The sequence below is a fragment of the Haloplanus sp. C73 genome, from assembly GCF_051195115.1.
Taxonomy (GTDB): domain Archaea; phylum Halobacteriota; class Halobacteria; order Halobacteriales; family Haloferacaceae; genus Haloplanus.
Genome location: NZ_JBNTJZ010000003.1, coordinates 293,564 through 320,373 on the forward strand (window position 1 = coordinate 293,564; position 26,810 = coordinate 320,373).

The 26,810-nt window shown below is 66.2% G+C and carries 29 protein-coding genes and 1 tRNA gene; 17 read left to right on the forward strand and 13 right to left on the reverse strand.

Translation table 11 applies throughout. The annotated features are described in order from the left end of the window. Positions 1-14: 14 nt before the first annotated feature. Positions 15-2,246, reverse strand: a complete 2,232-nt coding sequence (gene katG / locus ACQUSQ_RS08035) for a catalase/peroxidase HPI (protein ID WP_435068099.1) — start codon at positions 2,244-2,246, stop codon at positions 15-17. Between the two features lie 143 nt (positions 2,247-2,389). On the opposite strand from katG, the gene ACQUSQ_RS08040 reads away from it, so the two are divergent. Beyond that, the gene (locus tag ACQUSQ_RS08040; RefSeq protein ID WP_435068101.1) at positions 2,390-3,073 is read left to right on the forward strand and encodes a TIGR00266 family protein; all 684 of its coding nucleotides are present in this window, start codon (positions 2,390-2,392) and stop codon (positions 3,071-3,073) included. A 34-nt stretch (positions 3,074-3,107) separates the two neighbouring features. Here ACQUSQ_RS08040 and ACQUSQ_RS08045 read toward each other — a convergent pair. From ACQUSQ_RS08045 to ACQUSQ_RS08055, 3 genes are all read right to left on the reverse strand, one after another. Continuing rightward, positions 3,108-3,180: transfer RNA gene (locus ACQUSQ_RS08045), tRNA-Gln, on the reverse strand. 78 nt (positions 3,181-3,258) lie between these two features. After that, positions 3,259-3,735: a FlaD/FlaE family flagellar protein gene (locus tag ACQUSQ_RS08050; RefSeq protein WP_435068102.1), complete on the reverse strand. Its 477-nt coding sequence runs from the start codon at positions 3,733-3,735 to the stop codon at positions 3,259-3,261. Between the two features lie 48 nt (positions 3,736-3,783). Beyond that, the gene (locus ACQUSQ_RS08055; RefSeq protein WP_435068103.1) at positions 3,784-5,505 is read right to left on the reverse strand and encodes a histidine kinase N-terminal 7TM domain-containing protein; all 1,722 of its coding nucleotides are present in this window, start codon (positions 5,503-5,505) and stop codon (positions 3,784-3,786) included. Positions 5,506-5,591: 86 nt separating this feature from the next. Between ACQUSQ_RS08055 and ACQUSQ_RS08060 the strand changes: the two genes are divergently transcribed. After that, on the forward strand, positions 5,592-6,161 hold the full coding sequence (locus tag ACQUSQ_RS08060) for an IMP cyclohydrolase (RefSeq protein ID WP_435068105.1): 570 nt from the start codon (positions 5,592-5,594) through the stop codon (positions 6,159-6,161). Between the two features lie 46 nt (positions 6,162-6,207). Then, entirely contained in the window at positions 6,208-6,885 is a 678-nt protein-coding gene (locus tag ACQUSQ_RS08065) for a metallophosphoesterase family protein (RefSeq protein ID WP_435068107.1), read from the forward strand. A 19-nt stretch (positions 6,886-6,904) separates the two neighbouring features. Here the strand turns inward: ACQUSQ_RS08065 and ACQUSQ_RS08070 are convergent, their stop codons facing one another. Further along, the gene (locus tag ACQUSQ_RS08070) at positions 6,905-8,086 is read right to left on the reverse strand and encodes an aspartate kinase (protein ID WP_435068108.1); all 1,182 of its coding nucleotides are present in this window, start codon (positions 8,084-8,086) and stop codon (positions 6,905-6,907) included. Positions 8,087-8,257: 171 nt separating this feature from the next. Between ACQUSQ_RS08070 and ACQUSQ_RS08075 the strand changes: the two genes are divergently transcribed. After that, positions 8,258-8,698, forward strand: a complete 441-nt coding sequence (locus tag ACQUSQ_RS08075; protein WP_435068109.1) for a hypothetical protein — start codon at positions 8,258-8,260, stop codon at positions 8,696-8,698. On the opposite strand, the gene ACQUSQ_RS08080 is transcribed toward ACQUSQ_RS08075, so the two are convergent. Continuing rightward, positions 8,695-10,362, reverse strand: a complete 1,668-nt coding sequence (locus ACQUSQ_RS08080) for a DNA-directed DNA polymerase II small subunit (RefSeq protein WP_435068110.1) — start codon at positions 10,360-10,362, stop codon at positions 8,695-8,697. The two genes, ACQUSQ_RS08075 and ACQUSQ_RS08080, sit on opposite strands and share 4 nt — an antisense overlap. A gap of 79 nt (positions 10,363-10,441) precedes the next feature. Between ACQUSQ_RS08080 and ACQUSQ_RS08085 the strand changes: the two genes are divergently transcribed. Next, the gene (locus tag ACQUSQ_RS08085; protein WP_435068112.1) at positions 10,442-11,383 is read left to right on the forward strand and encodes a S26 family signal peptidase; all 942 of its coding nucleotides are present in this window, start codon (positions 10,442-10,444) and stop codon (positions 11,381-11,383) included. Between the two features lie 24 nt (positions 11,384-11,407). On the opposite strand, the gene ACQUSQ_RS08090 is transcribed toward ACQUSQ_RS08085, so the two are convergent. Next, positions 11,408-12,937, reverse strand: coding sequence for a Cdc6/Cdc18 family protein (locus ACQUSQ_RS08090; RefSeq protein WP_435068114.1), 1,530 nt, complete (start codon positions 12,935-12,937; stop codon positions 11,408-11,410). A gap of 750 nt (positions 12,938-13,687) precedes the next feature. Between ACQUSQ_RS08090 and ACQUSQ_RS08095 the strand changes: the two genes are divergently transcribed. The 5 genes from ACQUSQ_RS08095 (at position 13,688) to ACQUSQ_RS08115 (ending at position 16,551) form a co-directional block, all read left to right on the forward strand. Further along, entirely contained in the window at positions 13,688-14,329 is a 642-nt protein-coding gene (locus tag ACQUSQ_RS08095) for an Era-like GTP-binding protein (RefSeq protein ID WP_435068115.1), read from the forward strand. A 5-nt stretch (positions 14,330-14,334) separates the two neighbouring features. Continuing rightward, positions 14,335-14,721, forward strand: coding sequence for a DUF2073 domain-containing protein (locus tag ACQUSQ_RS08100; protein ID WP_435068117.1), 387 nt, complete (start codon positions 14,335-14,337; stop codon positions 14,719-14,721). A gap of 3 nt (positions 14,722-14,724) precedes the next feature. Then, positions 14,725-15,426, forward strand: coding sequence for an OapC/ArvC family zinc-ribbon domain-containing protein (locus tag ACQUSQ_RS08105; protein WP_435068118.1), 702 nt, complete (start codon positions 14,725-14,727; stop codon positions 15,424-15,426). Positions 15,427-15,691: 265 nt separating this feature from the next. After that, positions 15,692-15,781 carry a hypothetical protein gene (locus ACQUSQ_RS08110; RefSeq protein ID WP_435068119.1) on the forward strand — a complete coding sequence of 30 codons (90 nt, stop codon included), beginning with the start codon at positions 15,692-15,694 and terminating at the stop codon, positions 15,779-15,781. Continuing rightward, complete coding sequence (locus ACQUSQ_RS08115) at positions 15,781-16,551, forward strand: DUF7089 family protein (RefSeq protein ID WP_435068121.1); 771 nt, start codon at positions 15,781-15,783, stop codon at positions 16,549-16,551. Before ACQUSQ_RS08110 ends, ACQUSQ_RS08115 begins: the two co-directional genes overlap by 1 nt. On the opposite strand, the gene ACQUSQ_RS08120 is transcribed toward ACQUSQ_RS08115, so the two are convergent. Further along, entirely contained in the window at positions 16,552-17,139 is a 588-nt protein-coding gene (locus ACQUSQ_RS08120; RefSeq protein WP_435068122.1) for a DUF7090 family protein, read from the reverse strand. A 66-nt stretch (positions 17,140-17,205) separates the two neighbouring features. After that, positions 17,206-17,664: a DUF2391 family protein gene (locus tag ACQUSQ_RS08125; protein ID WP_435068124.1), complete on the reverse strand. Its 459-nt coding sequence runs from the start codon at positions 17,662-17,664 to the stop codon at positions 17,206-17,208. A gap of 90 nt (positions 17,665-17,754) precedes the next feature. On the opposite strand from ACQUSQ_RS08125, the gene ACQUSQ_RS08130 reads away from it, so the two are divergent. Next, a complete protein-coding gene (locus ACQUSQ_RS08130) occupies positions 17,755-18,756 on the forward strand; it encodes an AI-2E family transporter (RefSeq protein ID WP_435068126.1) in 1,002 nt (333 codons plus the stop codon). Here the strand turns inward: ACQUSQ_RS08130 and ACQUSQ_RS08135 are convergent, their stop codons facing one another. Next, entirely contained in the window at positions 18,757-19,536 is a 780-nt protein-coding gene (locus ACQUSQ_RS08135; RefSeq protein ID WP_435068128.1) for a sulfurtransferase, read from the reverse strand. A 231-nt stretch (positions 19,537-19,767) separates the two neighbouring features. Here ACQUSQ_RS08135 and ACQUSQ_RS08140 point away from each other — a divergent pair, with 231 nt between their 5' ends. Both ACQUSQ_RS08140 and ACQUSQ_RS08145 read left to right on the forward strand, forming a co-directional pair. Next, positions 19,768-20,634 carry a sulfurtransferase gene (locus ACQUSQ_RS08140; protein ID WP_435068129.1) on the forward strand — a complete coding sequence of 289 codons (867 nt, stop codon included), beginning with the start codon at positions 19,768-19,770 and terminating at the stop codon, positions 20,632-20,634. Between the two features lie 181 nt (positions 20,635-20,815). Continuing rightward, the gene (locus ACQUSQ_RS08145; RefSeq protein WP_435068131.1) at positions 20,816-21,421 is read left to right on the forward strand and encodes a transcription antitermination protein; all 606 of its coding nucleotides are present in this window, start codon (positions 20,816-20,818) and stop codon (positions 21,419-21,421) included. A gap of 51 nt (positions 21,422-21,472) precedes the next feature. Here the strand turns inward: ACQUSQ_RS08145 and ACQUSQ_RS08150 are convergent, their stop codons facing one another. After that, positions 21,473-21,736: a DUF7553 family protein gene (locus ACQUSQ_RS08150; protein WP_435068133.1), complete on the reverse strand. Its 264-nt coding sequence runs from the start codon at positions 21,734-21,736 to the stop codon at positions 21,473-21,475. Positions 21,737-21,828: 92 nt separating this feature from the next. Here ACQUSQ_RS08150 and uvrB point away from each other — a divergent pair, with 92 nt between their 5' ends. Next, positions 21,829-23,925: an excinuclease ABC subunit UvrB gene (uvrB, locus tag ACQUSQ_RS08155; protein WP_435068135.1), complete on the forward strand. Its 2,097-nt coding sequence runs from the start codon at positions 21,829-21,831 to the stop codon at positions 23,923-23,925. A gap of 76 nt (positions 23,926-24,001) precedes the next feature. Then, positions 24,002-24,154 carry a hypothetical protein gene (locus tag ACQUSQ_RS08160; protein ID WP_435068136.1) on the forward strand — a complete coding sequence of 51 codons (153 nt, stop codon included), beginning with the start codon at positions 24,002-24,004 and terminating at the stop codon, positions 24,152-24,154. 17 nt (positions 24,155-24,171) lie between these two features. Here the strand turns inward: ACQUSQ_RS08160 and ACQUSQ_RS08165 are convergent, their stop codons facing one another. Continuing rightward, complete coding sequence (locus tag ACQUSQ_RS08165; RefSeq protein WP_435068137.1) at positions 24,172-25,245, reverse strand: sulfite exporter TauE/SafE family protein; 1,074 nt, start codon at positions 25,243-25,245, stop codon at positions 24,172-24,174. Positions 25,246-25,493: 248 nt separating this feature from the next. Here ACQUSQ_RS08165 and ACQUSQ_RS08170 point away from each other — a divergent pair, with 248 nt between their 5' ends. Both ACQUSQ_RS08170 and ACQUSQ_RS08175 read left to right on the forward strand, forming a co-directional pair. Then, entirely contained in the window at positions 25,494-25,682 is a 189-nt protein-coding gene (locus ACQUSQ_RS08170) for a DUF7554 family protein (protein WP_435068139.1), read from the forward strand. 39 nt (positions 25,683-25,721) lie between these two features. Continuing rightward, positions 25,722-26,231 (forward strand): 2'-5' RNA ligase family protein, encoded by a 510-nt coding sequence (locus tag ACQUSQ_RS08175; RefSeq protein ID WP_435068141.1) that lies wholly within the window; start codon positions 25,722-25,724, stop codon positions 26,229-26,231. On the opposite strand, the gene ACQUSQ_RS08180 is transcribed toward ACQUSQ_RS08175, so the two are convergent. Next, positions 26,228-26,800: a hypothetical protein gene (locus tag ACQUSQ_RS08180; protein WP_435068143.1), complete on the reverse strand. Its 573-nt coding sequence runs from the start codon at positions 26,798-26,800 to the stop codon at positions 26,228-26,230. The genes ACQUSQ_RS08175 and ACQUSQ_RS08180 overlap by 4 nt on opposite strands. Between the last annotated feature and the right edge of the window lie 10 nt (positions 26,801-26,810).

Genomic DNA, 26,810 nt, shown 5'->3' on the forward strand with positions numbered 1-26,810 from the left:
GCCCGCGAAATCAGTTATTCGAGGTCGAAGCGGTCGTTGGACATCACGTCGTGCCACGCGTCGGCGAAGTCCTGCACGAACTTCTCCTCGCCGTCGTCGGCGCCGTAGACTTCCGCGATGGCGCGGAGTCGGGAGTTCGACCCGAAGATGAGGTCGAATCGGGTGGCCTCCCACTCCGTCTCTCCCGTCTCGCGGTCGCGAATCTCGAAGACTCGCTCGTCGTCGTCGACGGGCACCCACTCGTGGTCCATGCCGAGCAGGGTCGCGAAGAAGTCGTTGGTCAGTGCGTCCGTGTCGTCGGTGAAGACGCCACGGTCGGTGTCTTGGTAGGTCGCACCGAGGGTTCGGAGGCCGCCGAGCAGGACGGTCATCTCGGAGGCGTCCAGACCCAGCAGTTCGGCCCGGTCGACCAGCAGTTCCTCCGGCTTCGGTTCGTAGTCGTCCGGGTCGCCGAGGTAGTTACGGAACCCGTCCGCTTCGGGTTCGAGCACCTCGAACGACTCGACGTCGGTCTGTTCCTGCGTGGCGTCCGTGCGGCCCGGCTCGAACGGAATGTCGACGTCGTAGCCGGCGTCCGCGGCGGCCTGCTCGACGGCGAGGTTGCCACCGAGAACGATGAGGTCGGCGAGCGACACTCGCGTGTCGTCGTCGCGCGACTCGTTGAACGCCGCCTGAATCTCCTCGTACGCTTCCAGCACGGTTTCGAGCTGGTCCGGCTCGTTGACCTCCCAGCTACGCTGGGGTTCGAGGCGGATGCGCGCGCCGTTTGCGCCGCCGCGCTTGTCGCTGTGGCGGTACGTCGACGCCGCCGCCCACGCCGTCTTGACGCGCTCGGAGATGGACAGGCCGGAGTCGGCGATGAGGGCTTCGAGTTCGGCGACGTCGTCCTCGTCGACGATGTCGTAGTCCGCGTCGGGAAGCGGGTCCTGCCAGAGCATCGTCTCGTCCGGCACCTCCGGACCGAGGAGTCGCTCCGGCGGGCCCATGTCGCGGTGGATGAGCTTGTACCACGCCTTCGCGAAGGAAGACTGGAACTCGCGCGGGTCGTCGCGGAACTCCTCGAGGACGGCCCGGAAGTCGTCGTCGTGTTTCAGGGCGACGTCCGTCGTCAGCATCATCACGTCCTCCTTGTCGCCGGGGTCCTGCACGCCCGGCGCGGCGTTGTCGAGTTCGTCGTTTTTCGTCGTCCACTGCCACGCGCCACCGGGACCCTTCTCCGGCTCCCAGTCGTAGGTGAGCAGGTTGGTGACGTAGCTCATGTCCCACTGGGTCGGCGTGGTGTTCCACGGGCCTTCGATACCGCTAGTGATGGTGTCGGGACCCTTGCCCTCGCCGAACTCGTTCTCCCAGCCGAGGCCCTGCTTGTCGATGGGGGCGGCCTCCGGTTCCGGGCCGAGGTTGTCGCCGGAGTCGGCGCCGTGAACCTTCCCGAAGGTGTGGCCGCCGGCGATGAGCGCAACCGTCTCCTTGTCGTTCATCGCCATGTGGCTGAACGTCTCGCGGATGTTCTGTGCGGAGCCTTCGAGGTCAGGCTCGCCGTTCGGACCCTCCGGATTCACGTAGATGAGGCCCATGACGGTGTTTCCGAGCGGGTGCTTGAGGTGACCCTCCTCGTCGAAGCGCTCGGAGGACGTGACCTCCCACTCGTCTTCGGGGCCCCAGTCGACGGCGTCGTCGCCCTTGAAGTCGTCTTTGCGGCCGCCGCCGAAGCCGAACGTCTCGAATCCCATCGACTCCAGTGCGACGTTGCCGGCGAGGATGATGAGGTCGGCCCACGAGAGCTTGCGACCGTACTTCTGTTTGACCGGCCAGAGCAGGCGCCGGGCCTTGTCGAGGTTGACGTTGTCCGGCCAACTGTTGATTGGCGGGAGGCGCTGGTGACCGCCGGACGCGCCGCCGCGTCCGTCTTTGGTTCGGTACGTCCCGGCGCTGTGCCACGCCATCCGGATGAACAGCGGGCCATAGTGACCGTAGTCCGCTGGCCACCAGTCCTGCGACGTCGTCAGTACCTCTTCGATATCCTCTTTCACCGCCTCGAAGTCGAGTTCCTCGAACGCCTCGGCGTAGTCGAAGTCCTCGTCCAGCGGACCGATGTCGCTGGCGTTGTCGTCGAGAATGGAGAGGTCCAACTGATTCGGCCACCAGTCCGCGTTGGACTTGCGGGAATGCCCGACTGCCTCACCGCCGTCAGTCGTCAGGGAGTCGTGATTCGAGTCTCCCGTACCGTGGGGTGAATCGTCCGTCATTAGACGGTCGAGTGTTGGGATTCCCGGTATAAATTATTGCGGGTATCGAAATTATGGTTCGCCATACGCGAACCGATTCTGGGTGGCGATGCCAGCGGTGTGACCGGCGCTGCACCTATATATCAGCTCGCCGAACTGACGGCATGGACCACGAAATCAGTCATCGGCCGTCGTACGCCCAACTCACGCTCACGCTCGACGCCGGCGAGTCGGTCCGGACAGAGGGCGGTGCGATGGTGGGCTACACCGGCGACATCGACATCGAGACGCAGGCCGAGGGCGGACTGTTGAAGTCGCTGTCGCGGTCCGTGTTCGGCGGCGAATCCTTCTTCATGAACACCTTCACCGCGAACGGCGAGAGCCAGTTGGACCTTGCGCCGGCCCTCGCCGGCGACGTCCAACATCACCCGTTGGACGGCGAGACGCTGTTCGTCCAGTCGACGTCCTTCGTCGCCTCCGACCCGAGCATCGACGTCGACACGACGTTCGGCGGTGGGAAGTCGTTTTTCGGCGGTGAGGGACTGTTCTTGCTCGAACTCACCGGCACCGGCCCGGCCTTCATCTCGAGTTACGGCGCCATCGACGAACACCACATCGAGGCGGGCGAGACGCGCGTCGTCGACACGGGGCACATCGTCGCGTTCGAGGAGACGCTCGACTTCGAGGTCAAACGCGTCGGCGGGGTCAAATCGACGCTGTTCAGCGGCGAGGGTCTCGTCTGTGAGTTCAGCGGCGAGGGGACGGTGTGGACGCAGACCCGGAGTCCCGACGCCTTCCTCGCGTGGCTCGTCCCGAAACTGCCGACCCAGAGCGGGAGCGCGCAGTAACGGCACCTGTGGCTCGGGGAGTGAGAACGAAAAGTAGTCCCACCAGGATTCGAACCTGGGTCGAAGCCCCCAGAAGGCTTCAGGATTGGCCGCTACCCCATGGGACTGACACGACGCCGGTCGACTCCGGTCGTCACGAGTTTCTAGCCACGAATCGCATATGAGTGTTGCGAAGTCGATGGCGCTCACTCGCGGGTCGCGATGGCGCGCAACCGGACGACGTGAGCGAATCCGAGGAGGTCGTCGGCGCGGTCGAGTTCGCCGTCACCGGGTTCGAGCGCCGCGACGGCGTCGTCGACGCGGGCGGCGAGGGTCGCGGCGGCGTCTTCGCCAAGCCATCCGAGCGCCCGGTAGCGGTCGAGGGCGTCCCGCGTCTCGCGTTCGCCCGCCGTTCGAACGAGATGAACTATCCAGTCGCGACCGACCCGTCGTCCCTCGGGCACGTCGGGAAACGTGGGAAGGTACGGCCGCTCGCCGAGCGCCGCGGGGTCGACGCCGCCGATGGCGACCAGCCGCTCGCACTGCTCGTGAGAGGGTTCGTCGGGCGTCGGCGGACGGTACGTCGACCCGTCGGCGCGCGGGAGGGTGACGGTCGACTCGGTGGCGTCAGAGCCGGCAAGCGACCGGAGTTCGTCCGTGTCGTAGTCCGACGGGTCGAGCACGAGGAGCGTATCGGCGCCGACGCTCAAGGCTCTTTGGGCGTCGCGGACTCACGCCGAGAGCGGCAGTCGGAGCGTCGCCACGGTTCCCCGAGGCGCCCGGTCGTCGTACGTGACGGTGCCGCCGAGGACGTCCACCGCCCAGTGGACGACCCAGAGGCCGAGTCCGGAGCCGTGCTGGAGGTCCGTCTCCGCCCCCGCCTCGATGGCAGCGCGTTCGGCCTCGGGGATGCCGGGGCCGTCGTCGACGACGCGAACGGTCAGCGTGTCGGCGTCGGCGTCGACGGTGACGCGCGCCCACGGGCCGCCGTCGGGGCGTTCGACGCCCGCGCCGTCGTGGTGGCGGATGGCGTTCTCGACGAGGTTCTCGACGGCCGCCTCGAACGTCCGCTCGCCGAGGGTCGCGGTCACGTCGGTCCGAACGTCGAGCGAAATCTCGGCGTCCGGAAAGTCGGCCCGAACGTCGGCGACGACGCCCTCGACGAGTTCGGCCACCGGGAGCGGGGTCGCCGGTTCGCCGTCGAGGAGGGTGTCGACGGTGCGGGCCTTCTCGCCGAGCGACGTGAGCGCGGCGGACCGCTCTTCGATGGCCTCGGCCATGCGGCGCGTCGTCGGGTCCTCCAGTCGGTCGGCGAGGGTCTTGGCGTAGCCGTTGACGACGCCGGCGTCGTTCCGGAGGTTGTGTCGGAGGATGCGATTGAGGACTTCGAGTTGCTGGCGCTGGCGCTCTCGCTCGGTGATGTCCGAGCAGACGACGGTCCAGCCGACGTGTGTCGCCGCGGGGTCTGAGAGCCGCGACACCGAGACGGCGTAGGTCCGGCGCTCGCCGTCGACAGTCGCGGTGATGGGGCCGAGGTCGGCGAGCGAATCGGCGAGCGAGTCGGTGAACGAGACGCCGAGGAGGTCGGCGAGCGGCCGGTCGAGGGGAGAGGTGGCCGCGTCGGCGAACGCTCGTCGGGCGGCGGGGTTGAGCCTGACGACGCGGCCCGAGCGGTCGACGACGAGGATGGGGTCGACGATGTCGTCGATAGCCGTGCGCTCCGCGGCCCGGACCGTCGTCGGGTCGCGCTCGAACATCTCGGCGCGTCCGAAGGCGTAAGCGTCGAGCGCGACGTGCGGGACGAACATGATGGGGGCGAGGTTGAGTTGTGGGACGGGACCGACACCGCCCGCCCACGCGAGGAGGGCGAGGCCCGGCGGGAGCGCGCTCACGGTGACGGCGGCCGTCTCGCGCCGATACAGCGGGCCGTAGTTGAGGAAGGTGTCGACGAGGAGGACGACGCCGGCGACGACGGCGAGCGTCGCCACGCCGATGAGGAGCGCGCCCAGCGGCTGGATGGCGTATCTGACGGTCGCGACGCCGAAGACGGGGGCGAGGCGAAACTGCGCCCACAGCAGGCCGTGGAGCGGATTGGTGACGACGAACAGGGTGGCGCCGACGCCGACGGCGAGAAACGAGCCGAGCGACCGGCCGGCGACGAGGCCGCCGCGCCCGGTGTACTGCAACGCGAAGGCGAGGAAGGTGAGGCCGGTCCAGACGATGCCGACCCACATGGCGAGTTCGAACGCGAGGCGAACGAAGGGGTCGAAAACGAGGAGGCCGACGCCGTAGGCGAGACACCACAGCGTCTGGGCGGCGAGGACGCCGAGAAACCAGCGCGCACCGGGGCGGCCCCGGTAGCGGAGGACGAACCACATGAGAGCGAGTGACCCGACGCCGGCGGCGAGCGACCCGACGGCGGGCCAGCCAGCGAGCGTCGCGGCGTCGACCATACGTGTGCGGCGGGGCGGGCGGTAATAGTGGTTGTCGTCGGTGACGAACCGACACCTACATTCGGCGCTCGCATCGAAACTCGTCCATGTACATCGGCCGTTTCATCGTCGTCGGGCCGGGTGTCGGCGCCTACCGCGTCTCCTCCCGGTCGTTCCCGAACCGACAGATAGTCGAGCGCGACGGCGCCCTGACCGTCACGCCCACGCCGGACGCGCCGGAGACGGACAATCCCTACATCGCGTACAACTGCGTCCGCGAGAGCGAGGGCCGGGCCGTCCTCGGCAACGGCTCCCACGTCGACCCGGTGACCGAGAAGTTGGACATGGGCTACCCCGCCCGCGACGCGCTGGCAACGGCGCTGCTGGCGCTGGACTACGAGAAAGACGACTACGACACGCCCCGAATCGCGGGCGTCATCGGGTCCGAGACGGCGACGGTGGGTATCGTCCGCCGCGACGCCCTGCTAATCGAGGAAGTGTCCGAACCGACCCTAGTCGCCACGTACGAGGAGGACCGCCCGCGCGCGTTCGACTTCGACGCGACGACGGCCGACGAGGCGGCGCGCGCGGCGTACGACGCCGACTTCGAACACGCCGTCTGTGCGGCGGGGGTCACCGTCGACGACGCGGTGCGGACGAGCATCGCGAACGACTGACGGCGGTCCACGACAGCCATAACTGCCGGGACCCGCAAGCGAGCCCATGCGACTGGGCGTTCTCTCCGACATCCACGGCAACCGAATCGCCCTCGATGCCGTACTCGACGATATGCCAGCCGTCGACGGACTGGTGTGTGCGGGCGACGTCGTGGGGTACAACCCGTGGCCCGCCGAGTGTGTCGCCGCGGTTCGCGAGCGCTCGATACCGACGGTGCTGGGCAATCACGACCGGGCGGTCGCTCGCGACGGCGGCGCTCACTTCAACGGCATGGCGAGAGCGGGGGTGGCACACGCCCGCGACGTCCTCGACGACGACGCGATGGCGTGGCTGGCCGACCTGCCGACGGAGCGTACCGTCGCAGACGGGCGGGTGAAACTCGTCCACGGCCATCCCGCGGACCCGGACCGCTACACCTACCCCGAGGAGTTCTCGGCGCGGATGCTCGACGGCGAGGACCTCCTCGTCACGGGCCACACCCACGTGCAGGGCCACCGCGTCTTCGATGGCGGCATCGTGATGAACCCGGGGAGTGTGGGCCAGCCCCGCGACGGCAATCCGAAGGCAGGGTACGCAGTCGTTGAGTTGGGCGACGGGTCGGGCGGTGACGCGGTGCGCGTCGAGGAGCGGCGAGTGGAGTACGACGTCGACGCCGTCGTCGACGCCGTCGAGGAGGCGGGGCTACCGAGGCGAATCGGGTCGCGGCTGCGGACGGGGCAGTAACGGAAAGAGCGGTCGGGCGTCAGATGGTCTGTTCTTGGACGATTTCGAGCGTCTCCTCGCGGTCCGACCAGTCGACGAAGATGGCGACGGAGGTGGCGGAGGTTATGAGGTCGTGGATGTTGATGCCGGCCTCGGAGACTGGCTGGACGATGTCGAGGATGATGCCGGGGCGGTTGGGGAGTTCGCCGCCGGTGACCCGGATGACGGCGAAGTCGTTCTCGACGGTGACCGAGGAGAGCGTCTCGTCTTCGACCACCTGTTCGTGGAGGATGAACTCGGCGTCCTCGGCCAAATCGGCGTTGACGTAGAAGGTGATGGAGTCCATCCCGCTGGCGACGGCGTCGATGTTGATATCCTCGCTCCGGAGCGCGTTCGTGAGGTCGGCGAGAATCCCGGGTCGGTTGCGGAGCGCGCGCCCGGCGACGGTGATGCAGGCGAGGGGTTCGTCCTGCATATCGATGAGGTTCTGGAACTGCCCCTCGATTTTCGTCCCGCCAGTCAGCAGGTCGCCGTGCTGATAGTGGACGACGCGGACGGTGAGGTCCTCGTCCTTGTAGGAGAGCGCACTCGGTGCGACCACCTCGGCACCGCGGAACGAGAGGTTCCGGAGTTCGTCGACGGTGATGTGGCCGACGTTGCGAGCACCCTCGACGACCCGCGGGTCGCCGGTCATGACGCCCTCGACGTCGGTCACGATGACCACCTCGTCGGCGTCCATGAACTTCCCGAGCATGACGGCGGTGGTGTCGCTGCCGCCGCGGCCGAGCGTCGTCACCTTGCCGTCGAGGGTCTGGGCGAGAAAGCCCGTGATGACGGGGACGACGGTGTCCATGTCGTCGGCGAGCGCCTCGGCGCGTTTCAGCGTCTCCTCGGCGTCGACTTCGCCGTACTCGTCGGTAATGATGGGCCACGCCTCGGTGCCGGGTTCGACGAACGTGGCGTTGACGCCGCGGGCGGCGAGCGCCGCCTTCAGCATCCGGACGCTGGTCCGCTCGCCCATGCTGACGATTTCGGCGCGGTCTGCGTCCCCGGCCTCGAACGTTATCTCTTCGAGGAGTTCGTCGGTCGTCGACCCCATCGCGCTGGCGACGATGGCGATTTCGTGTCCCTCTTCGACGGCCCTCGCGACGGTGTCGGCGGCGCGTTCGATTCGGTCGCCGCTACCGAGCGACGTGCCACCGAACTTCGCGACTACGCGCATCGTGGGCCCTCCGCGGAGTCGAACGCGTGTGCAGGCATGGCAGAGGGTAGCGAGAGGGACGGTAATAACTGTGTTCACTTGCCCACGTCGGGGCCGAGTCGAGGGGGACGGACGGGGATGGAGTGGGCACACGGAGCGAGCGTTTAAACGGCTGCCGTGAGTACGGCAGGTATGGAAGTGCGCGACGCGGTCGAGGCCGACGCCGACGCCCTCTCGGCCATCGCGGACGTGCCCGCGGACGTGATTCGGAATCTGGTTCACGACCGGACGGTCCGCATCGCGGAGCACGAGGTGACCGACGCCGGGCCGAACGCCGACGCTGGGGACGCCGAAGACGACGGCGACGTGGCCGGGTTCGTCAGTTTCGACGTCCGAGACGGGACGGTCCACGTGACACAGCTAGCGGGCACGGCAACGGCCTGTGAACACCTGCTCGGCGAACCCGTTCGCTTCGCCACCAGCGAGGGGATGACGGTCGAACTGCTCGCACTGGAAGACGACGACGCCGTCATCGAGGCGGCGACCGATGCCGGCTTCCGTCGCGACGGGCCGGGACCCCGGTTCGACGGGACGAAGACGGTTCGGTATCTGTTCGACCCGGCGACGGATTAGGCGAACTTCCGGAGGGTCAAATCGAGCGTGTCGAGGTCGATTATAGGAGCGAAGCCGACGTCGGGGTCGATGTTGACGCTTTTCTGGAACTCGGTCTGGGCCTGCCAGCAGCCGCTGTTGACCGAGAGGACGTTGTGATATTTCCCGTAGCCGAGTTTGTGGACGTGGCCCGTATGAAACACGTCCGGGACGTCTTCGATGACGAGATAGTCCTGCTCCTCGGGCGCCAGACGCATGTGACCGCCGTACTTCGGCGCGACGTGGCGTTTCTTCAGCAGGTGGTACATCGCGTGATGCGGGTCGTCGTAGCTCGCTTTCTCCTCGGGGAGTTCGGCGATGACTTCGTCGAGCGAGACGCCGTGATACATGAGTATCGAGACGCCCTCGATAGTGACGGTGGCGGGGTTGCCGACGATTCGCGGGTCGTGGGCGGACATGATATTGCGGAGTTCCTCGTCGAATCCCGGTTGCGGTTCGGCGAGGCGAACGGCGTCGTGGTTCCCCGGAATCATGACGATATCGAGGTCGCCGGGCACCTCCTTCAGATACTCCGAGAAGCGCTCGTACTGGTCGTAGATGTCGACGATGTCGAGTTCCTCGTCCTGGTCGGGGTAGACGCCGACGCCCTCGACCATGTCGCCGGCGATGAGCAGGTACTCGATGGCCTCGGCCTCGTCCGTGTGAAGCCAGTCGGCGAAGCGATGCCACGCGTCGGCCATGAACTCCTGACTCCCGACGTGGACGTCGGAGATGAGCGCCGCCTGCACGTGCCGGTCGGCGGTACTCGGCTCGTACGTCCGCGGCACGTCGGGGAAGTGGAGCGCGTCGACGAAGACGATGCCCGCGTCGTCTGCGAGTGTCCCTTCGACGGCGACACACTCGTCGAGGAGGAGTTCGTCGACGAGGCCGGCGATGTCGCGGTCCTTGGTAATCAGACAGGGGAAGGTGCCGGTCGTGTCTTCGAGTTCGACAATCCAGTGGCCGTTGGCCGAGGAGCGAACGTCGTTCACCAGCCCTATCATCGCCACGTCGCTCCCACCGGCCATGTCCGCGACGGCCGACGTGGGGCGGTGGTTCACCCGACCCCGAAGCTGTCCCGAGAGTTTCTCGTACCGGTCGCGGAAGACGGAGACGAAATCGCCGTACTCGCCGGTCCCCGTACTTCGTCCGGTCACGTCGCCGACGATGTCGATGGGGTCGGGCGGGGCGCCCTCACTGGTAGCGTCGGTTCGCGTCCACGACGACGAATTCGACCCCTCCGTTTCAACTGGAGCGTCTTCGGACCGAGTTTCCGTCTGAGAGGTGGGGTCTGGAGTTGAAACAGAGGGGTGTTCGTTGGGGGTATCTGGGGAGGATGTGCTGGGGGTGTCGGCGGAGGAAGTGGCGTCGGCAGTCGTCGCCTCGGCGGTCGGTGTCGACTGCGTCTCGGTCGGCGAGTCGTCGGCGGTCGCATCGGCGGCCGTCGCGCCGTCGGCTCGCTCCACGGCCGACCGAGCGTGGGCGGCGGTGAGGCGAAGGGCGTCGTCCGGCGCCGCCTCGACGGCGGCGTCGAGTGCGGTCGCCGGGTCGGTAGCACCCGCGAGCAGCGTCACGGCCTCGCGCTCGGCGTTGTAGCCGCGGCGAGCGAGTTCGCGGACGATTCGTGCGGGCGTCTCCAGAGGCACAGGAAAGCCACGGCAGGTGCGGGCAAAAGCGTGCCGGAAGTCCAGAACCTTCAACTCCGGTCGCAGTAACAGTCCACTGATGAGTCCCGACGACGGTCCACGCCCTCCAGACGAACCCCAGTCGGGTGAGGTGACGCCCGAATCGAGCGACGAACGGAGCGGGGCGGGGGACAGCCCACGTGACGACAGGAGCGAGTCGGCTGGACCGCCCCGCGACGAGGACGGGGACTCGGCCGGACCGATTCGTCGGATTGCGACGGCGACCAGCGGCCCGCTGCTGGTCATCCGGGAGACGACCCTGAGCGTCGGCGCCGTCGTCGCCGTCGGCCTCCTCCTCTTTGCCATCAGCGGCGTGTGGCCCCCGATGGTCGCCGTCGAGAGCGGGAGCATGGAGCCGCACATGGAGAAAGGCGACCTAGTGTTTATCACCGACACCGACCGCTTCGCCCCCGACGCCGCCGTGAACGACACCGGCGTCGTCACTCACGAAACCGGGTCGGAGGTCGGATATCGGAAGTTCGGCGGCTACGGGTCGGTCGTCGTCTACGACGACCCGGGGAGCGGCGGGCCGCCCGTCATCCACCGCGCCCGGTTCTGGGTCGACGCGGGCGAGAACTGGTACGACCGGGCCGACCCGGACCACATCAGCGCCGATAGCTGTGAGAGCCTGCCGAACTGCCCGGCGCCACACGCCGGATTCGTGACGAAAGGCGACGCCAACGGACAGTACGACCAAGTGAACGGAATCAGCGACCCCGTCAAACCCGAGTGGATAGTCGGCACCGCGCGGGTCCGCATCCCGTATCTCGGATGGGTGCGGCTCGGCGTCTCGAGTCTCGTCGTCGACGGGACGCACCTCGGTCAGCCGGGCATCGTCGGACCGGGCGTCGTTAGCCCGGATGTCGCCGGGCCGGGAGCCTCTGGACCGGGCGTTGCTGGACCGGGAATCGCCGAGACAGGAGCCGCCGAGCTGAGAGCCACTCCGGCGACGGCCCAGCCGGTCGCGCCGACGAGTTCGTAGTCAGCTCGACACGAAAGGGAGGGGTCAGTTGTCGAACCGCGCCTGCACGAAGGGCTGGGCGTTCTCGATATCGCCGAGTCGCGAATCCGAGAGAAGGACGGCTTCCGTCTCCTCGACGGGAACCGAGAGGCTGATTTCTTTCGTCCGCCCGTACCGTCCCTTGCTCACGACGACGGCGTTGACGATTCCGAGCATGTCGAGTTCCGAGATGAGGTCGGTGACCCGGCGCTGGGTGAGCACGTCGGCGTCGATTTCCTCACACAGGCGTTTGTAGATGTTGTACACCTCGCCCGTGTTGATGTTGTGGACGCCGTTTTTCTCGAGGAGGATGATGGCGAAGAGGACGATTTTCGACTGGGTGGGTAGGGTGCGTACCACCTCGACGACCCGGTCGAGTTCGATTTTGTCTTGGGCCTGTCGGACGTGGTCCTCGGCGACGGTGTCGGCCTGCCCGCGCTCCGCGAGTTCGCCGGCGGTCCGGAGCAAGTCGAGCGCGCGGCGGGCGTCGCCGTGTTCCTGTGCGGCGAAGGCGGCACAGAGCGGGATGACGTCCTCGGTGAGCGCGCCCCGTTTGAACGCCACGTCGGCGCGGTGTTGGAGGATGTCCCGAAGTTGGTTGGCGTCGTAGGGCGGGAAGACGATTTCCTCCTCGCCGAGACTCGACTTGACGCGAGGGTCGAGGAAGTCGGTGAACTTCAGGTCGTTCGAGATGCCCATAATCGAGATGCGGGAGTTGTCGAGTTCGGAGTTCATCCGCGAGAGGTTGTAGAGGGTGTCGTCGCCCGACTTCTCGACGAGTTTGTCGATTTCGTCGAGCATGATGACGACCACGCGCTCGTGGTAGTCGACGGCTTCGAAGAAGGAACTGTAGACGCGGTCGGTCGGCCACCCCGTCATGGGCACCGGCTCCATCTCCTCGCGGTCCGCTTCGAGCGACTCGATTCGGTCGTCGACGTCGTCGAGCGAGTCGAACTCGGTGTCTTCGGGCGTGTCGTCGCCGTTCGCGACGTCCGAGCGGAGCGCGCGCAGGTCGTCGAGTCGCCCGTCGATGACGTCTTGGTTCTTCTCGATGAACTTGTTTGCGAGTTGTGCGAGCACGCGATACTGCGTGTCGGTCACTTCGCAGTTGATGTACTCGACTTCGCAGGGAACGTCGTACTTCTGGGAGGTGGATTCGAGCTCCTTACTGACGAACTTCGCGCTCGCCGTCTTCCCCGTCCCCGTCTTCCCGTAGATTAGGATGTTCGACGGCGTGTCGCCCCGGAGCGCCGAGACGAGAATCGTCGCCATCTGGTTGATTTGCTCGTTGCGGTGGGGGAGTTCGTGTGGCGTGTACGACGGGCGAAGCACTTCCTTGTTCTCGAAAATCGGCTCGCCAGAGAGCAGGTCGTCGAACAGCCCCTGACTGTCGTCCTCGTCGTCCAGAACGTCGTCGATATCGACGTCACGGGAGATGTCAGTCGCCCGGTCGCGCGCGGGAGCGCCGTGAATATCGGCGTCGTCAGAGCCACCGGCGTCGGCGCGGTCGTCAGGCGATGTATCGTTCGAATCCATTCGTTGAACCCCGTCGTTTCAGGTGGAAGACGCGCCGCGGGACCAGGTAACGCGATTGCCCCCTCCCCTGGTACCGTATCAACGCGTCCAGATGATCCAGAGGAAACAGAGGGGCAGGTGGTAGAAAAACCTTCCCCTCGGGGCCGAACGGGCGGACGGTCGGCCGTCGAAGCCGGGCGGAACGGAGAGCGACGGCACGCACCACCAGTGAGGAGGCAGTCGCACTTGACCTCCCGACCCGCGAGGTGGGCCATCCACGTTACCACGACACACCCGACCCCCCCACCCCTTCGTTTCGGGTGGAACGGCTGAGAGGCGGGGGAGGGGGTCGGACGACTGCTCTAGAGAGGGAAAGCTATAATATACAACGCAATAAACAATATCCGTACTGCAGAAGAAAACCTTATTTCGGTAGTCGTGGGTAGGGAATATACCGCCGACCGCGCGTGGTGACCGCCCGCCCACCACCCCGATGTCCGGTTCCACCCGAAACGAAGGGGTGGGGGGCTACCGATGAGGGATGTTGTCACACGACGTGTGGGGGCCGTCGGTTCACGTCCGCACTTTCACCGGTTCGGCGGCGTGCCGACACCGCGTCGCCCGACCCGCGAACCCCTCCGTTTCGACTCGACGCCGCCGGGTACTGACAGGTCCCTTATGGTTGTCTGACGCACACTTAAGTGAACGGCGTAACCTTCATCCCGCATACGCTCCTCTCGCGGCGATAAACGGGAGGTGCGGGAGGATAGGATGGGACTGCTCACAGGACTCAGAGACAGCATCGGACGAGTTACAGAACGTCTGTTCTCGGCCAGTGACCCGAAGCGCATCGGGATATATGGCCCGCCGAACGCCGGGAAGACCACGCTCGCGAACCGTATCGCGCGCGACTGGACGGGTGACGCCATCGGCCCGGAGAGCCACGTCCCCCACGAAACCCGCCGTGCACGGCGCAAGGAGAACGTCGAAATCGAACGCGACGGCCGCACCGTCACTATCGACATCGTCGACACGCCGGGGGTCACGACGAAAGTCGACTACAAGGAGTTCCTCGAACACGACATCGAGGAGGAGGACGCTGTCCGGCGCTCGCGCGAGGCGACGGAGGGCGTCGCCGAGGCCATGCATTGGCTCCGCGAGGACGTCGACGGCGTCATCTACGTCCTCGACAGCACCGAGGATCCGTTCACGCAGGTGAACACGATGCTCATCGGCATCATCGAGAGCCAAGACCTCCCGGTGCTCATCCTCGCCAACAAGACGGACCTCGAGGATTCGAACATCAAGCGCATCGAGAACGCCTTCCCACAGCACCAGACGATTCCGTTGTCGGCGCTCGAAGGAGACAACATGGACGAAGTGTATGACAAAATCGCGGAGTACTTCGGGTGATGGAGATGCCTGAAGCAACCCCGACAGACGTCGACGGCGTGCAGATTGACCTCATCAGCGGCGCCCGGATGGAGGACCTCGCGAGCATGGAGAAGATTCGGCTCATCCTCGACGGCGTCCGCGACGGCAACATCGTCATCTTGGAGGAGGGACTCTCTCCCGACGAGGAGTCGAAACTCATCGAGGTGACGATGACCGAAATCAGCCCCGACGAGTTCAACGGCATCGAAATCGAGACCTACCCCCGGTCGGAAACCGCGGACCGGAGCTTCCTCGACCGCCTCATGGGTCGCGAGTCGACGAAGAAACTCACGGTCATCGGCCCGGCCAACCAGATTCAGACGCTCCACAAGGACGAGAACCTCATCAGCGCGCTCGTGTCGCGCAAATAGACTATGCCCCACCAGTGTACGAACTGCGAACGGGAGTTCCCCGACGGCTCCAAGGAGATGCTCTCGGGGTGCCCCGAGTGCGGGGGGAACAAGTTCCAGTTCAAACCCGATTCAGCGACGGCCACGCCGACGCTTGACGACCCGCCGACCACGTCCCCGGCTACCGATTCGGCCGACACGTCGACGACGGAGGCAGACCGGTCGTCGCCCCCCGCGGACCAGTCGTCGTCCTCGAACCGGACGCCGTGGCCCGACACCGCCAAACCCTCGGATTCGTCCGACGACGCCACGACGGCCGACGCCGCAAGTGCGTCCACGGACACTCCGAGTACGTCCACCGACGCGGACTACATCGAGGCCGAATCCGACCCGAGCGTCCTCGACAACTCCGAGGATACGGCGCAGGCGGACGCGCGCCGTGACGTCGTGACCAGCGACGAACTCGACGACGCGTCCTCGCCGCCACCCTCTGCGTCCGACGCTGCGCGGACCATCCCGCCGGACTCGGAGACGGACGCCGCACCCGGCATCGAGGACCTGCGCGCCGAACTCAACGACCAGTTCGAGAGCATCAAAATCCTCGAACCGGGCCAGTACGAACTCAACCTGATGGAGCTGTATGACCGACAGGAGTGCATCATCTCGCTGCAGGAGGACGGTCACTACGTCATCGAAGTCGCGGACACGTGGCGCGACGACACGTAACCTCTTTTACCCTCCCGCCGATTGTCGGTAGTCGTCACGTTCGGGCGCGTCGCGTGCCCGACCCGCTCTCTCGTCGCATCTCTCTGACGCTCCCAGCGCCACTCCAAGACCCCTTCGATTCTAGTGCAACTTACACGAAACCGTGGCACTCAATATCCCACGGTGACGTTTCCCGTGGACCCGAAACGTCGGTGACGTGCCCACTGGCACCCTCACAGCACCAGTCGAGTGCAACGTTTATGCGACGTCGCTCCGAGATGTAGGTATGAGTCAGCCGACGAAAGTCGTACTCGGAACGGTGGGTGTCTCGGCGGTCCTCGCGGCCGCGCTCGCACTCGGAATCCTCCTCGCTTGATGTTCGAGCGACGACCCATTTCGGGTGACCTCGAAGCGGTCCGCGCCGAGCACGCACCCGACGCGCTCGTTCTCGACGTCGACAGCGACTTCGCGACCCTGCCGCCGGCGGCGGCGGAGGACCTCGGGCTACTGGTCGACGCCTTTGACCCCGCGGCCTACGCCACCGAGTGGGTCCCCGAAGACGCTCCGGAACCGCTCCATCGCTACGCGGGGTCGGATTTCACGATTGGACTGCCGGGCGACGGAACCGTCACGTGGACCCGACAGACCGACCCGCCCATCGTCTTCTGTAAGGCGCGTGCGGAGGGCACGCCCGACGCCTTCCTCGACTTTCTGCTCGCGGAGGCGTTGGTTCAGGTCGGCCTCGACGTCCCCGAGTCCTTCCTCCCGTTTTTCGGCGACCGGTACCCCGACCTCGATGCGGCGATTCCGCTCGACCCTGCCGCGACCTATCAGATTGCCGCCGCGCTGTACGACGCGTGGCTGGGGCTGCAGACACGCCCGATTTTCGAGGCGTGGGCCGAGGAGCGTCCCGACCTGCACGCGGCGTGGGTCGACGCCGGCGACCGGCTCCGCGACCGCGTCGACGGCCTGCCCGGCGCCATCGCTCGCGACGAAACGGAGTTTTCGGACGCCACGGAACTCGCCTGCGCCGCCATCAAACACGGACTCGACCTGCCGGCGCCCTTCGCCGCACTCGATACGTCGGCGTACGTCGATTACGGCGCCGACTACGCGGTGCAGTGGGCGAGCAAGACGTTCGAGTAGTTACGCCGTGTCGAAGTCGGCGGTCACGCCGCCGTCGACGCCGAGGTCGAGGACGCCGTCGAACAGGTCGCGAAAGCGGTCGAGCGTCTCTTCGTCGTGAACCTCTTTCGAGAGGTGGAACAGACCGACGGCGTCGTACTCGTCGAGTAGGTCGAGCAGTCGCTCCGTCGCTTCATACACTCGTTCGTCGTCGGCGTAGTACGCCATCTCGGTGAGCGAGTCGACGCTCACGCGGCGCTTGCCGGTGTGGGAGTCGAGGAACTCCTCGGTCTTGGCGACGATACCGTCCAAGTCGTCCGGGGACGCGACGTAGTGGACGCGGTCGGAGGGGCGTCGGGAGTAGCCCCGCTCGACCGAGAGCGTATCGAGGATGTCGGCGCGTGACTCGTCGACGTCGTAGTGTTCGAGTTTCTGCTCCACCTCGCGGGCGGTGGTTCGGGTCGAGATGACGAGGAAGTTGTCGGTGTCGGTCTTCAGGAAATCGGTGTCGATGCGGTCTGTCTCGCCGATGCTCGGGTGCAACAAGAGCACACCCGTCCCGCCGGGGATGGTTTCCGGCGCACCGTCGATGGCGAGCGTGTAATCCATACCCGTCCCTCCGACCGGACGGACTTAAGACTGCGGGTGGAGATGACAGGACGGCAATTCGTCGCCTCAGAACAGCGAGTCGGCAGTCGCGGCGCCGACGACGCTGAAGACGGCGCCGACGCTCACCGCTTTGACCGTCACTTCCATTGACCGCACTGCGACCCTGACCCCCAGCGCACCCACCGTCTCGCCGCCGGGCGCGTCCGCGAGGAACGTACTCGGCGCGTTGAACGCGAGTGCGAGGACGAGCACCGAGCAGTAGGAGACGAGGACGAGCGAGACGAACCGAACCGGAACCCCGCCCACCTCCGTCTCGGCGTCCGGGTCGCGGTCGTCGGCCTTGTAGAGCGCCCCGTAGCCGATGCCGAAGACGATACAGGCGGTCACGAGCGTCTGCACCCACGACATGCTCGCCGCCAGCGTCCACACCTCCTCGGTGACGACGAACGGCCCTGCGAGGAGGAAGCCGCCGACGATTTGCTGTGCGGTGTCCGCCAGTCTGAACCGGCGACTCGCTCCGACCATACCGAATCCGCGAGAGCCGGGACCGTAAAGCCGCGTGATTGCTCTCGGTCGTGGACAACCGTTTTGTCCGCGCCCGTCGCATCTCGATTCGTGACGCTCGACCGTCGATACGTGCTGGGCGCGCTTTTCGGCCTGCTGGCGCTGACAGCGGCCGTGTTGCTCGCGGGCGTCCTCGCGACGGTCTTTTTCGCCGTCACCGTCGCGTACCTCCTTGTCCCGCTCCGGGAGGAACTCACCCGGCGCGGCCTCTCGCCGTGGCGGGCGAGTCTCGTCTCGACGGCGACGGCTGTCATCGCCGTCTCCCTTCTCGCGCTCCCACTCGCCGTCGTCGTCGTGGGGCGACTGGACGCCATCATCGCCTTTCTCGCCGCGCTCCCGCCGACGGTGTCCGTCGAGTTGTACGGCTTCTCCGCGACGGTCACGCTCGCAGACGCGCGGTCCGTGGCCGTCGCCTTCGGCCGGCAACTCGCCCGCACCTCGGTTCTCGCCGCGCCCGTCCTCGGCCTCAAACTCACCGTGTTCGTGATGGTCGTGTTCGCGCTTCTCTCGCGGACCGCCGAGACGCACCGGGCGATGATAGCCGTCGTCCCGCACGGATACCGCGACGTCGTTCGGTCGCTGGCTCAGCGCGCCCGCTCGACTCTCTTTGCCATCTACGTCCTGCAGGCGGCGACTGCCGTCGGCACCTTCGTCGTCGCGCTGGTGCTCTTTTTCCTTCTGGGCTACCCCTACTACCTCACGCTGGCGGTCCTCTCGGCCATCCTGCAGTTTCTCCCGGTCGTCGGCCCGTCGCTTCTCATCGGGCTGCTCGCGGTGGCGCATCTGGTCGTCGGCGACCCCGCGCAGGCCGCTCTCGTCGCGGTCCTCGGCGGCTTCTTCGTGGCGTGGCTCCCCGACGTCGTCATTCGCCCCCGTCTCGCCCGCGAGACGGCAGACCTCCCCGGAAGTCTCTACTTCGTCGGCTTCGTCGGCGGGTTACTGACGCTCGGCCCCGTCGGCATCATCGCCGGGCCGCTGGCCGTCGCTCTCGTCATCGAGATGGGTGGGATTCTCTCGACGGAACTCAATCAGGTGTCCGTCGAAGACGACTGATTACTCCTCGCTCGTCTCCAGCGGGCCATTCCGCTCTTTCCACTCCGTGAGACTCCCCTCGTAGAAGTCGACTCGTTCGTAGCCGAGGTGTTTGAGGACGACGAACGTGTGGCTGATGCGCCGGGCGGTGTTGCAGTAGAGGATGACCCGGCGGTCGGGCGTGATACCGCGGTCGGCCAGCAGCGACTCGAGTTCGGCGTCGGGTTTCAGCCCTCGACTCTCGGTGTCGACGAGTTCCCGCCAGTCGAGTTGAATAGCGCCCGGCAGATGGCCGGCCGCGTACTCCTCGGGTTCGCGGGTGTCGACGATGACGGCGTCGGTGTCGAGCGCCGCTTCGACCGTCTCGAAATCGACCAGTGGCGACGCCGCCGGCTCTCGGACCTCGTAGGTCACGGGCGGGGGCGACGGCTCGTCGGTCGTCGTCTCGTGTCCCCGATTCCACGCGCTGAAGTCGCCGTCGAGGAGGTGGACGTCGCGGTGGCCGTACAGCAACGCGGTGACGAGAAACCGGGCGGCGAACACCCCGTGTTCGTCGTCGTACGCGACGAGTCGGTCGTCGGAACTGATGCCAGCCTCCTCCATCAGCGTCGTCCAGCGCTCCGCGCCGGGGAGCATCCCCGCGTCGCCCTCGCTGCTCCGGAAGCGGTCGAACGGGACGTTGACCGCGCCCGGCACGTGCCCGATGCCGTCGAACTCCCACGCGTCGCGCACGTCGACCACGCGGACGTCGTCCAGATGCGCCGCGAGCCAGTCGACCGACACGACGATGTCTTCGGTCATGGCCGACCGTACGGTTGCGCGGACTTTAGTGACGCCGTTTCGCTCCCCGTCCCGTTCGGGGACAATATTTGCCGGATGTTTGTCATCTGGCGCCGACTTGACTGTGGGAAGCGCCGGGAGCGACGGGTCCGCACCGGATGTTGTGGCAAAAATATCCGGTTCGAAGGAGGATTGGCCGTGTCTGCCGTTGGTGTGACTGTTATAGGGCCGGGTGTCGTATGGGCTGTTGCTATGTCAGATTCAGCGTACGCGAAGGACGTCCTCGTTTCCGCGGACTGGGTGGAGAGCCACCTTGAGGACTTCCAGAGCGACGACACGGACTATCGCCTCGTAGAGGTCGACGTCGACACCGAGGCCTACGACGAGGGGCACGCGCCCGGCGCCATCGGCTTCAACTGGGAGACGCAACTGCAGGACCAGACGACTCGGGACATCCTCACGAAAGAGGACTTCGAGAACCTGCTGGGCAGTCACGGCATCACCGAGGACTCGACGGTCGTCCTCTACGGTGACAACTCCAACTGGTTTGCGGCCTACACCTACTGGCAGTTCAAGTACTACGGTCACGACGACGTCCGCCTGATGGACGGTGGCCGGGACTACTGGCTCGAAAACGACTACCCGCTCAGCGAGGAGGTTCCGGACTTCTCGGTCGTCGACTACGAAGCCTCCGGCCCGCGCGAGAGCATCCGCGCGTACCGAGAGGACGTGGAGAACGCCATCGACCGCGGCCTGCCGCTCGTCGACGTCCGCTCGCCCGAGGAGTTCACGGGCGAGATTCTCGCACCCCCGGGACTGCAGGAGACCGCCCAGCGCGGCGGCCACATCCCCGGCGCGAAGAACATCTCGTGGGCTGCCGTCACCAACGACGACGGGACCTTCAAGAGCCGCGACGAAATCGCACAGCTCTACGCCGAGGAAGGCATCGACGGCGAGGGCACCACCGTCGCCTACTGCCGCATCGGCGAGCGCTCGTCGGTCGCGTGGTTCGCGCTTCACGAACTCCTCGGCTACGAGGACACCATCAACTACGACGGTTCCTGGACTGAGTGGGGTAATCTCGTCGGCGTCCCCATCGAGAAGGGCGAAGCCGAGTAACGCGAGGCTTCGAATCGAGCGGGGAGGTACGACCCGCGAGAAAGGCGAGGCGGAGTAACGCGACGCCTCGTAGCGGAGCGGCGAGCGGTAGCGAGCCGCGAAGCGGAACCCATTTTTTCGACCACGCCGCCCAGCCACGCGTCCCGATGCATACAAACGAGGGGCTGCCGTACCGCGGAGCATGAACGGGACGACGCTCGTCGACACGCTGACTGACGACTTGGAGACGGAGCTTTCGCGACTCGGCTCCTCGAAGTGGCTCTATGCCCTGACCGACGGCGACATGACCGGCGAGGCGATTCGCACCGCGGCGGCAAGCGACGCCGCGGCGGCCGCGGAGACGTTCGCCGACTGGGAGGGCACCGACGACACCGCGCCGCTGTTCGAGGCGCTCGCGGCCGACGCCGCCGACCGGCGCGACGCTCTCGATGCCGACAGCGAGGCTACCGACCGCGAGACGTACGATGTGCTCGCGGCGTTCGACGACCCAATCGAGCGCGTCGGCGGGGCGCTGGGCTACGCGCTCGTGGTCGACCGGACGCTCGGACAGATGGTCGGGTTCTTCGTCGGCGACGCCGACCCGTCGACGGCCAACGACTTCCGCGGCTTCCGCGACGACCACGACGCCGTTCAGGAGCAGGTCGTCGACACGCTCGATACGCTCTGTACCGACGACGACGCGTGGGACCGGGCCGAAGCCGCGGCCACGGCCGTCATCGAGGCGACGTACGACGACTACGTCGAAACGCTCGAATCGATGGGCGTCCAGCCGAAAAACGTCTGCTGAGAGGCGCTCAGCGGTCTATCTCCACCCGAAGCGAGGGGGTTCGAGAACGGCTCACACACCCTCGATAGTTTCTCGGTAGGCGGTGATGGCCGACATCGCCTCGTCGATGTGGTCGGCGACCGCCTCGTCGGCCTCCGATTGTATCTCTCGGAGCGCGTTCTCGTGGCGCGCCAGACGGCCGTGGTCTGCGCCCGACTCGGCCAGTTTCTCGAACTGCTCGGCCTGTTTCGCGAGTCGGTCGGCCGCCTCGCCCGTCGCCAGTTCCGTCGCCGCGCGCAGCGCTTCGGTCGCTCGTTCGAGTTGCTCGTGTCCCATACTCGGGGGTACGCACGGGGGGGTCTAAGTTCCTGCTCACTCGTAGCCGGCCAAGCGAATCCGTCAAGTCCTTCGAGCGACGATACGTGGGCGTGAGCGACGCGAACTCGGGTCCGCTCCAGCCGGACCGTCCCGACGCCGACCGACCGTTTCGGGTCGACGCCCCCTTCGACCCGGCGGGCGACCAGCCCGACGCCATCGAGGAACTCGTCGCTGGGTACGAGAGCGGGATGGACGTCCAGACGCTTCTCGGCGTGACCGGCTCGGGCAAGACCAACACCGTCTCGTGGGTTATCGAAGAACTCCAGCAGCCGACGCTGGTCATCGCCCACAACAAGACGCTCGCGGCCCAGCTGTACGAGGAGTTTCGTAACCTGTTTCCGGACAACGCCGTCGAGTACTTCGTCTCCTACTACGACTACTACCAGCCCGAGGCGTACGTCGAACAGACGGACACGTTCATCGACAAGGACGCCTCCATCAACGACGAAATCGACCGGCTGCGCCACTCGGCCACCCGGTCGCTGCTGACCCGTAACGACGTCATCGTCGTCGCGAGCGTCTCCGCCATCTACGGGCTGGGCGACCCCGCCAACTACGTCGACATGGCGCTGCGCCTCGAACAGGGGCAGGAAATCGGACGCGACGACCTGCTCGCGCGCTTGGTCGACCTCAACTACGACCGCAACGACGTGGACTTCACGCAGGGTACCTTCCGCGTCCGCGGCGACACCGTCGAAGTGTTTCCGATGTACGGCCGCTACGCCGTCCGCGTGGAGTTCTGGGGCGACGAAATCGACCGCCTGACGAAACTCGACCCGCTGGAGGGCGAGGTAAAGAGTCAGGAACCCGCCGTCCTCGTCCACCCGGCGGAACACTACTCCATCCCCGAGGACCGACTGGAGAACGCCATCGACGAAATCGAGAGCCTGATGCACGACCGGGTGAGTCACTTCGAGCGACAGGGCGATTTGGTCGCCGCCCAGCGAATCGAGGAACGCACCACTTTCGACATCGAGATGCTTCGGGAGACGGGCTACTGCTCGAGCATCGAGAACTACTCCGTCCACCTCTCGGACCGCGACTCCGGCGAGGCGCCCTACACTCTCTTGGATTATTTCCCCGACGACTTCCTGACGGTCATCGACGAGTCCCACCAAACCCTGCCCCAGATTAAGGGCCAGTACGAGGGCGACAAATCGCGCAAGGATTCGCTGGTCGAGAACGGCTTCCGTCTCCCCACCGCCTACGACAACCGACCACTCACGTTCGAGGAGTTCGAGGATAAGACCGACCGCACGCTCTACGTCTCGGCGACGCCGGGCGACTACGAGCGAGAGCGCTCGGAGCAGGTCGTCGAGCAAATCGTTCGACCCACGCATCTCGTCGACCCCGAAATCGAGGTGGCGGACGCGACGGGCCAGATTGACGACCTCGTCGACCGCATCGACGAGCGCATCAACCGCGAGTCACAGACGGCGAGCGAAGACGGCAAGGCCGACGGTGAGCGTGTCCTCGTCACGACGCTCACAAAGCGCATGGCCGAGGACCTGACGGAGTATCTCTCCGAGGCGGGCATCGCCGTCGAGTACATGCACGACGAGACGGACACGCTGGAGCGACACGAACTCATCCGCGGCCTGCGTCTCGGCGAGTTCGACGTCCTCGTCGGCATCAACCTCCTCCGCGAGGGGCTGGACATCCCCGAGGTGTCGCTGGTCGCCATCCTCGACGCCGACCAGACGGGCTTTCTCCGCTCGGAGACCACGCTCGTCCAGACGATGGGGCGGGCGGCGCGCAACGTCAACGGCGAGGTGGTGCTCTACGCCGACGAGATGACCGACGCCATGGAGTCGGCTATCGAGGAGACGCGCCGCCGCCGCGAGATTCAGCAGGCGTTCAACGAGGACCACGGCCACGAACCGACGACCATCGAGAAGGCCGTGGGCGAGACGAACCTGCCCGGTAGCGAGACGGACACCTCGGGCGTCACCGGCGACGCCCCCGCGGACGAGGCCGAGGCCCGCGAGCGCATCGACGCGCTCGAAGACCGCATGCAGGCCGCCGCCGACAATCTGGAGTTCGAACTCGCCGCCGACATCCGTGACCGAATCCGGAGTCTCCGCGAGGAGTTCGACTTCGACACCGAGGACGACGGCGTTGCCCCCGAACTCGACTCCGAGTTTTGAACGCGGCTCGCTCTACGTTGCCGAAAATTATCACCAACGTTTATTACTGCGTCGCCCGTGGCACTACGTGTCACGGATGAGCCACGAAACCGACCCTCGTCTTCGTGGAGACCCTGCTCCCGAAGACCCGACGTCGAACAGCCTTCTCGGCCGCCTCGCGACCCATCTCGCCGAGTGGCCGCGACGGTATATCGAGCAACAGGTCGAGGCGCTCGACCCCGAACGCTGAGTATCTTTTTTCCCGATTCAGCCCAGCCCTGCCGCCATCAGGAAGAGCGCAATCGAGATGATGCCGAACAGCCCCGCGACGAAGCGCTTGATTGTTCGCGTGCTGAGCGCGTTCGAGACGTAGGGCGCAATCTGGCCGCCCGTCACCGTCGCCGGGACGGTGAACACGACCATGTTCCACGGCGTCGAGGCGAGACTGAGCGAGTGGCCGCCGACGAGGCCGCCGCCGAAGACGTGGACGAGCGACGCGAGAATCGCCGTCAGCGCGACGACGATGTGGTTCGTTCCGATGGCAATTCGGACGGGGACTTTCGTCCCCAGCATCGAGATGAGGCCGAGTTCGCCGATGCCGAAGCCGGCGAGTCCTTGGAAGGTGCCGCCGATGCTGTAGTTCGTCGCCCGTCGCAGGTAGCCACCGCGGGTGTAGCTGTAGTCGTCGCCGCCGCGGTCGACGCGCGTAACCGTCCCCTCGTCGTCGGTGCGGACGCCCGCCGGACCGAGTTTACCGCTGTCGTTGGGGAGGTTCGAAGCCGTCGTTCCGCCGTCGGCCGTCGCGCCCTCGCTGTCGCCGCTGTGGTCGAGGTTGGTCTTGAACAGCAGATACGCGGCGGCGAGAAGCGCGATGGCGAGCAACGCGTGGAAGACCGGTTCGGGGATGATAAAGGAGAGCAGCGCGCCGCCGACGACGAAAGGTATCGACCCGCCGACGAGTGTCAGCGCCAGTCGGCGGTCGACGAGGCCGTACTGGATGAACGCGACGGACGAACTCGACAGGCCGAAGGCCTCGCTGATGAGGCCCACCTTCACTATCGTCGCCGGGTCGAGTGGCTGTGCGAACAGCGGGTAGATGAAAATCAGGAAGGGGACGAATATCGCCGACCCGCTGATTCCAACCGTGTTCACGATGGTCGCGCCCGTCAGGAACGCCGGGAAGAGCCACCAGTACTCCAGCCAGTACTCGGTCCCCGCGTCGCTCGGCGTCGGCGCGGCGAGGACCACACCGACGATGAAGATAATCGGCGCCGCGAACACGAAGACGTGTTGATACTTCAGGAAAAGCTTCTGGACGCGGCTGTATGACGTAGAACTCATCGATACGTGGCTCAGTTCGGGGTCGTGTACACGCCCGCTCGCACCGACGGGTGCGGCGCCACGTGGAAGGACTGTCGATTCGACTCGATGGACAACGCACCTGCCGCGTCGCGACTCATTCTCGGCCTGCCCGTAGCGCACTACGTGTAAAAAGGCTTGATGTTCGATTGCTGCATGGGGGGCTGACACACGCGTCTGTCGGCCGAACGGCCGCTACCCTTTTGCGCCGTCGCGACACAGGTTCGACCATGAACCGTGCCGCCATCGACGTCGAGGACCTGCTGAAAGTGGTCCTTCTGCTCGTCATCGTGTGGCTCGCGCTCGAAATCGTCGGGGAGGTGTTCGGTATCGTCCTCGGCTTCTTCGGCTTCATCGGGCCCGTCATCGGCCTCCTCGTCGCCCTTCTCATCCTTCTCTGGCTGTTCGACTGGCTCTAGCCACGCAACGCTCTTGCCGGCCGCGCGCGAATATACGGTGTGTACAGCCTCAACGTTCCCGTTCCGGGCACCGTCGAACGCCTCGCCTCGGAACTCCATCCCCACCTCGTGGCGTTCGACAAGGTTCGCGAGCGTCACTCGCTGGTCTGTAAGCGCTTCGACGTCGACGAGACTGGCTACGACCACCTGCGCGAACGGCTCCGAGTTGCGCTCTCGCCCACCCCGGCTTTCGAGGTGCGTATCACCGGCATCGACGCCTTCGAGACGCCAATCCGTGGCCCGGCCCCCGTCGTCTATCTCGACGTCGAGAGCCCCGGTCTCTACGACCTGCATCACCGAATCGTCGAGGAGTTCGGCGTCGTCGACGAGGAGTTGGAAGGCCCGGGCTACACCCCGCACGTCACGCTCGCTCGCGGTGGCAACGTTGCGGACGTGGACCGCCTTCGCGAACTCGACATCGACCCCGTGACGTGGACCGTCTCGGAAGTCGACCTTTGGAGCCAGATTCATCACGCGAAGGCGTGGACCGTCTCGCTCCCGCGGCCCTAATCTACCACGAACCAGTAGTCGTACGGCCGGTCCCGGTAGGACTCGATGGAGAGCGTCACGCGTGACGGCCCGGTCGGTGGCCCTCGGACGACCGAGAGTCGCTTGCCGCTCGCACCACGAACCCCCGTCACCACGCTTCCGTTTTCGTGTCTCGCCGTCACGTTCGTGGCGACGAGCGCGTGTCCCGCGTCGAATCGCCCCGGCGCGCGGAACGTCCCTAGCGAGCGCTCGCCGTCGAGGTCCGTCAGGTCGACGCTCACCGTCTCCGACCGGTAACACTCGCCGCTCGGCGGCGCGATTGGGGTCGTCGTCGGCTTGTACGGCCCGTCAAACGTCTCCCGCCAGCACGGACCGATGTCGGCCTCTCGCTCGACGAAGACGACCCGTAGCGTCACTTCGACCGACCGAATCTCGTCGGGTATCGACCCGACGCTGACGGCGTACTCGGTGGTCACCGGCGTCGGGGTCGCCGTCGAAGTCGACGTCTCGGTCGGCGTCGGTTGCCCGCTCGGTGCGACACAGCCAGCGAGGAGCGCGAGCGTGAGGAGGGCAAGCGTCGCTCGGCGCATATCCTGTCCC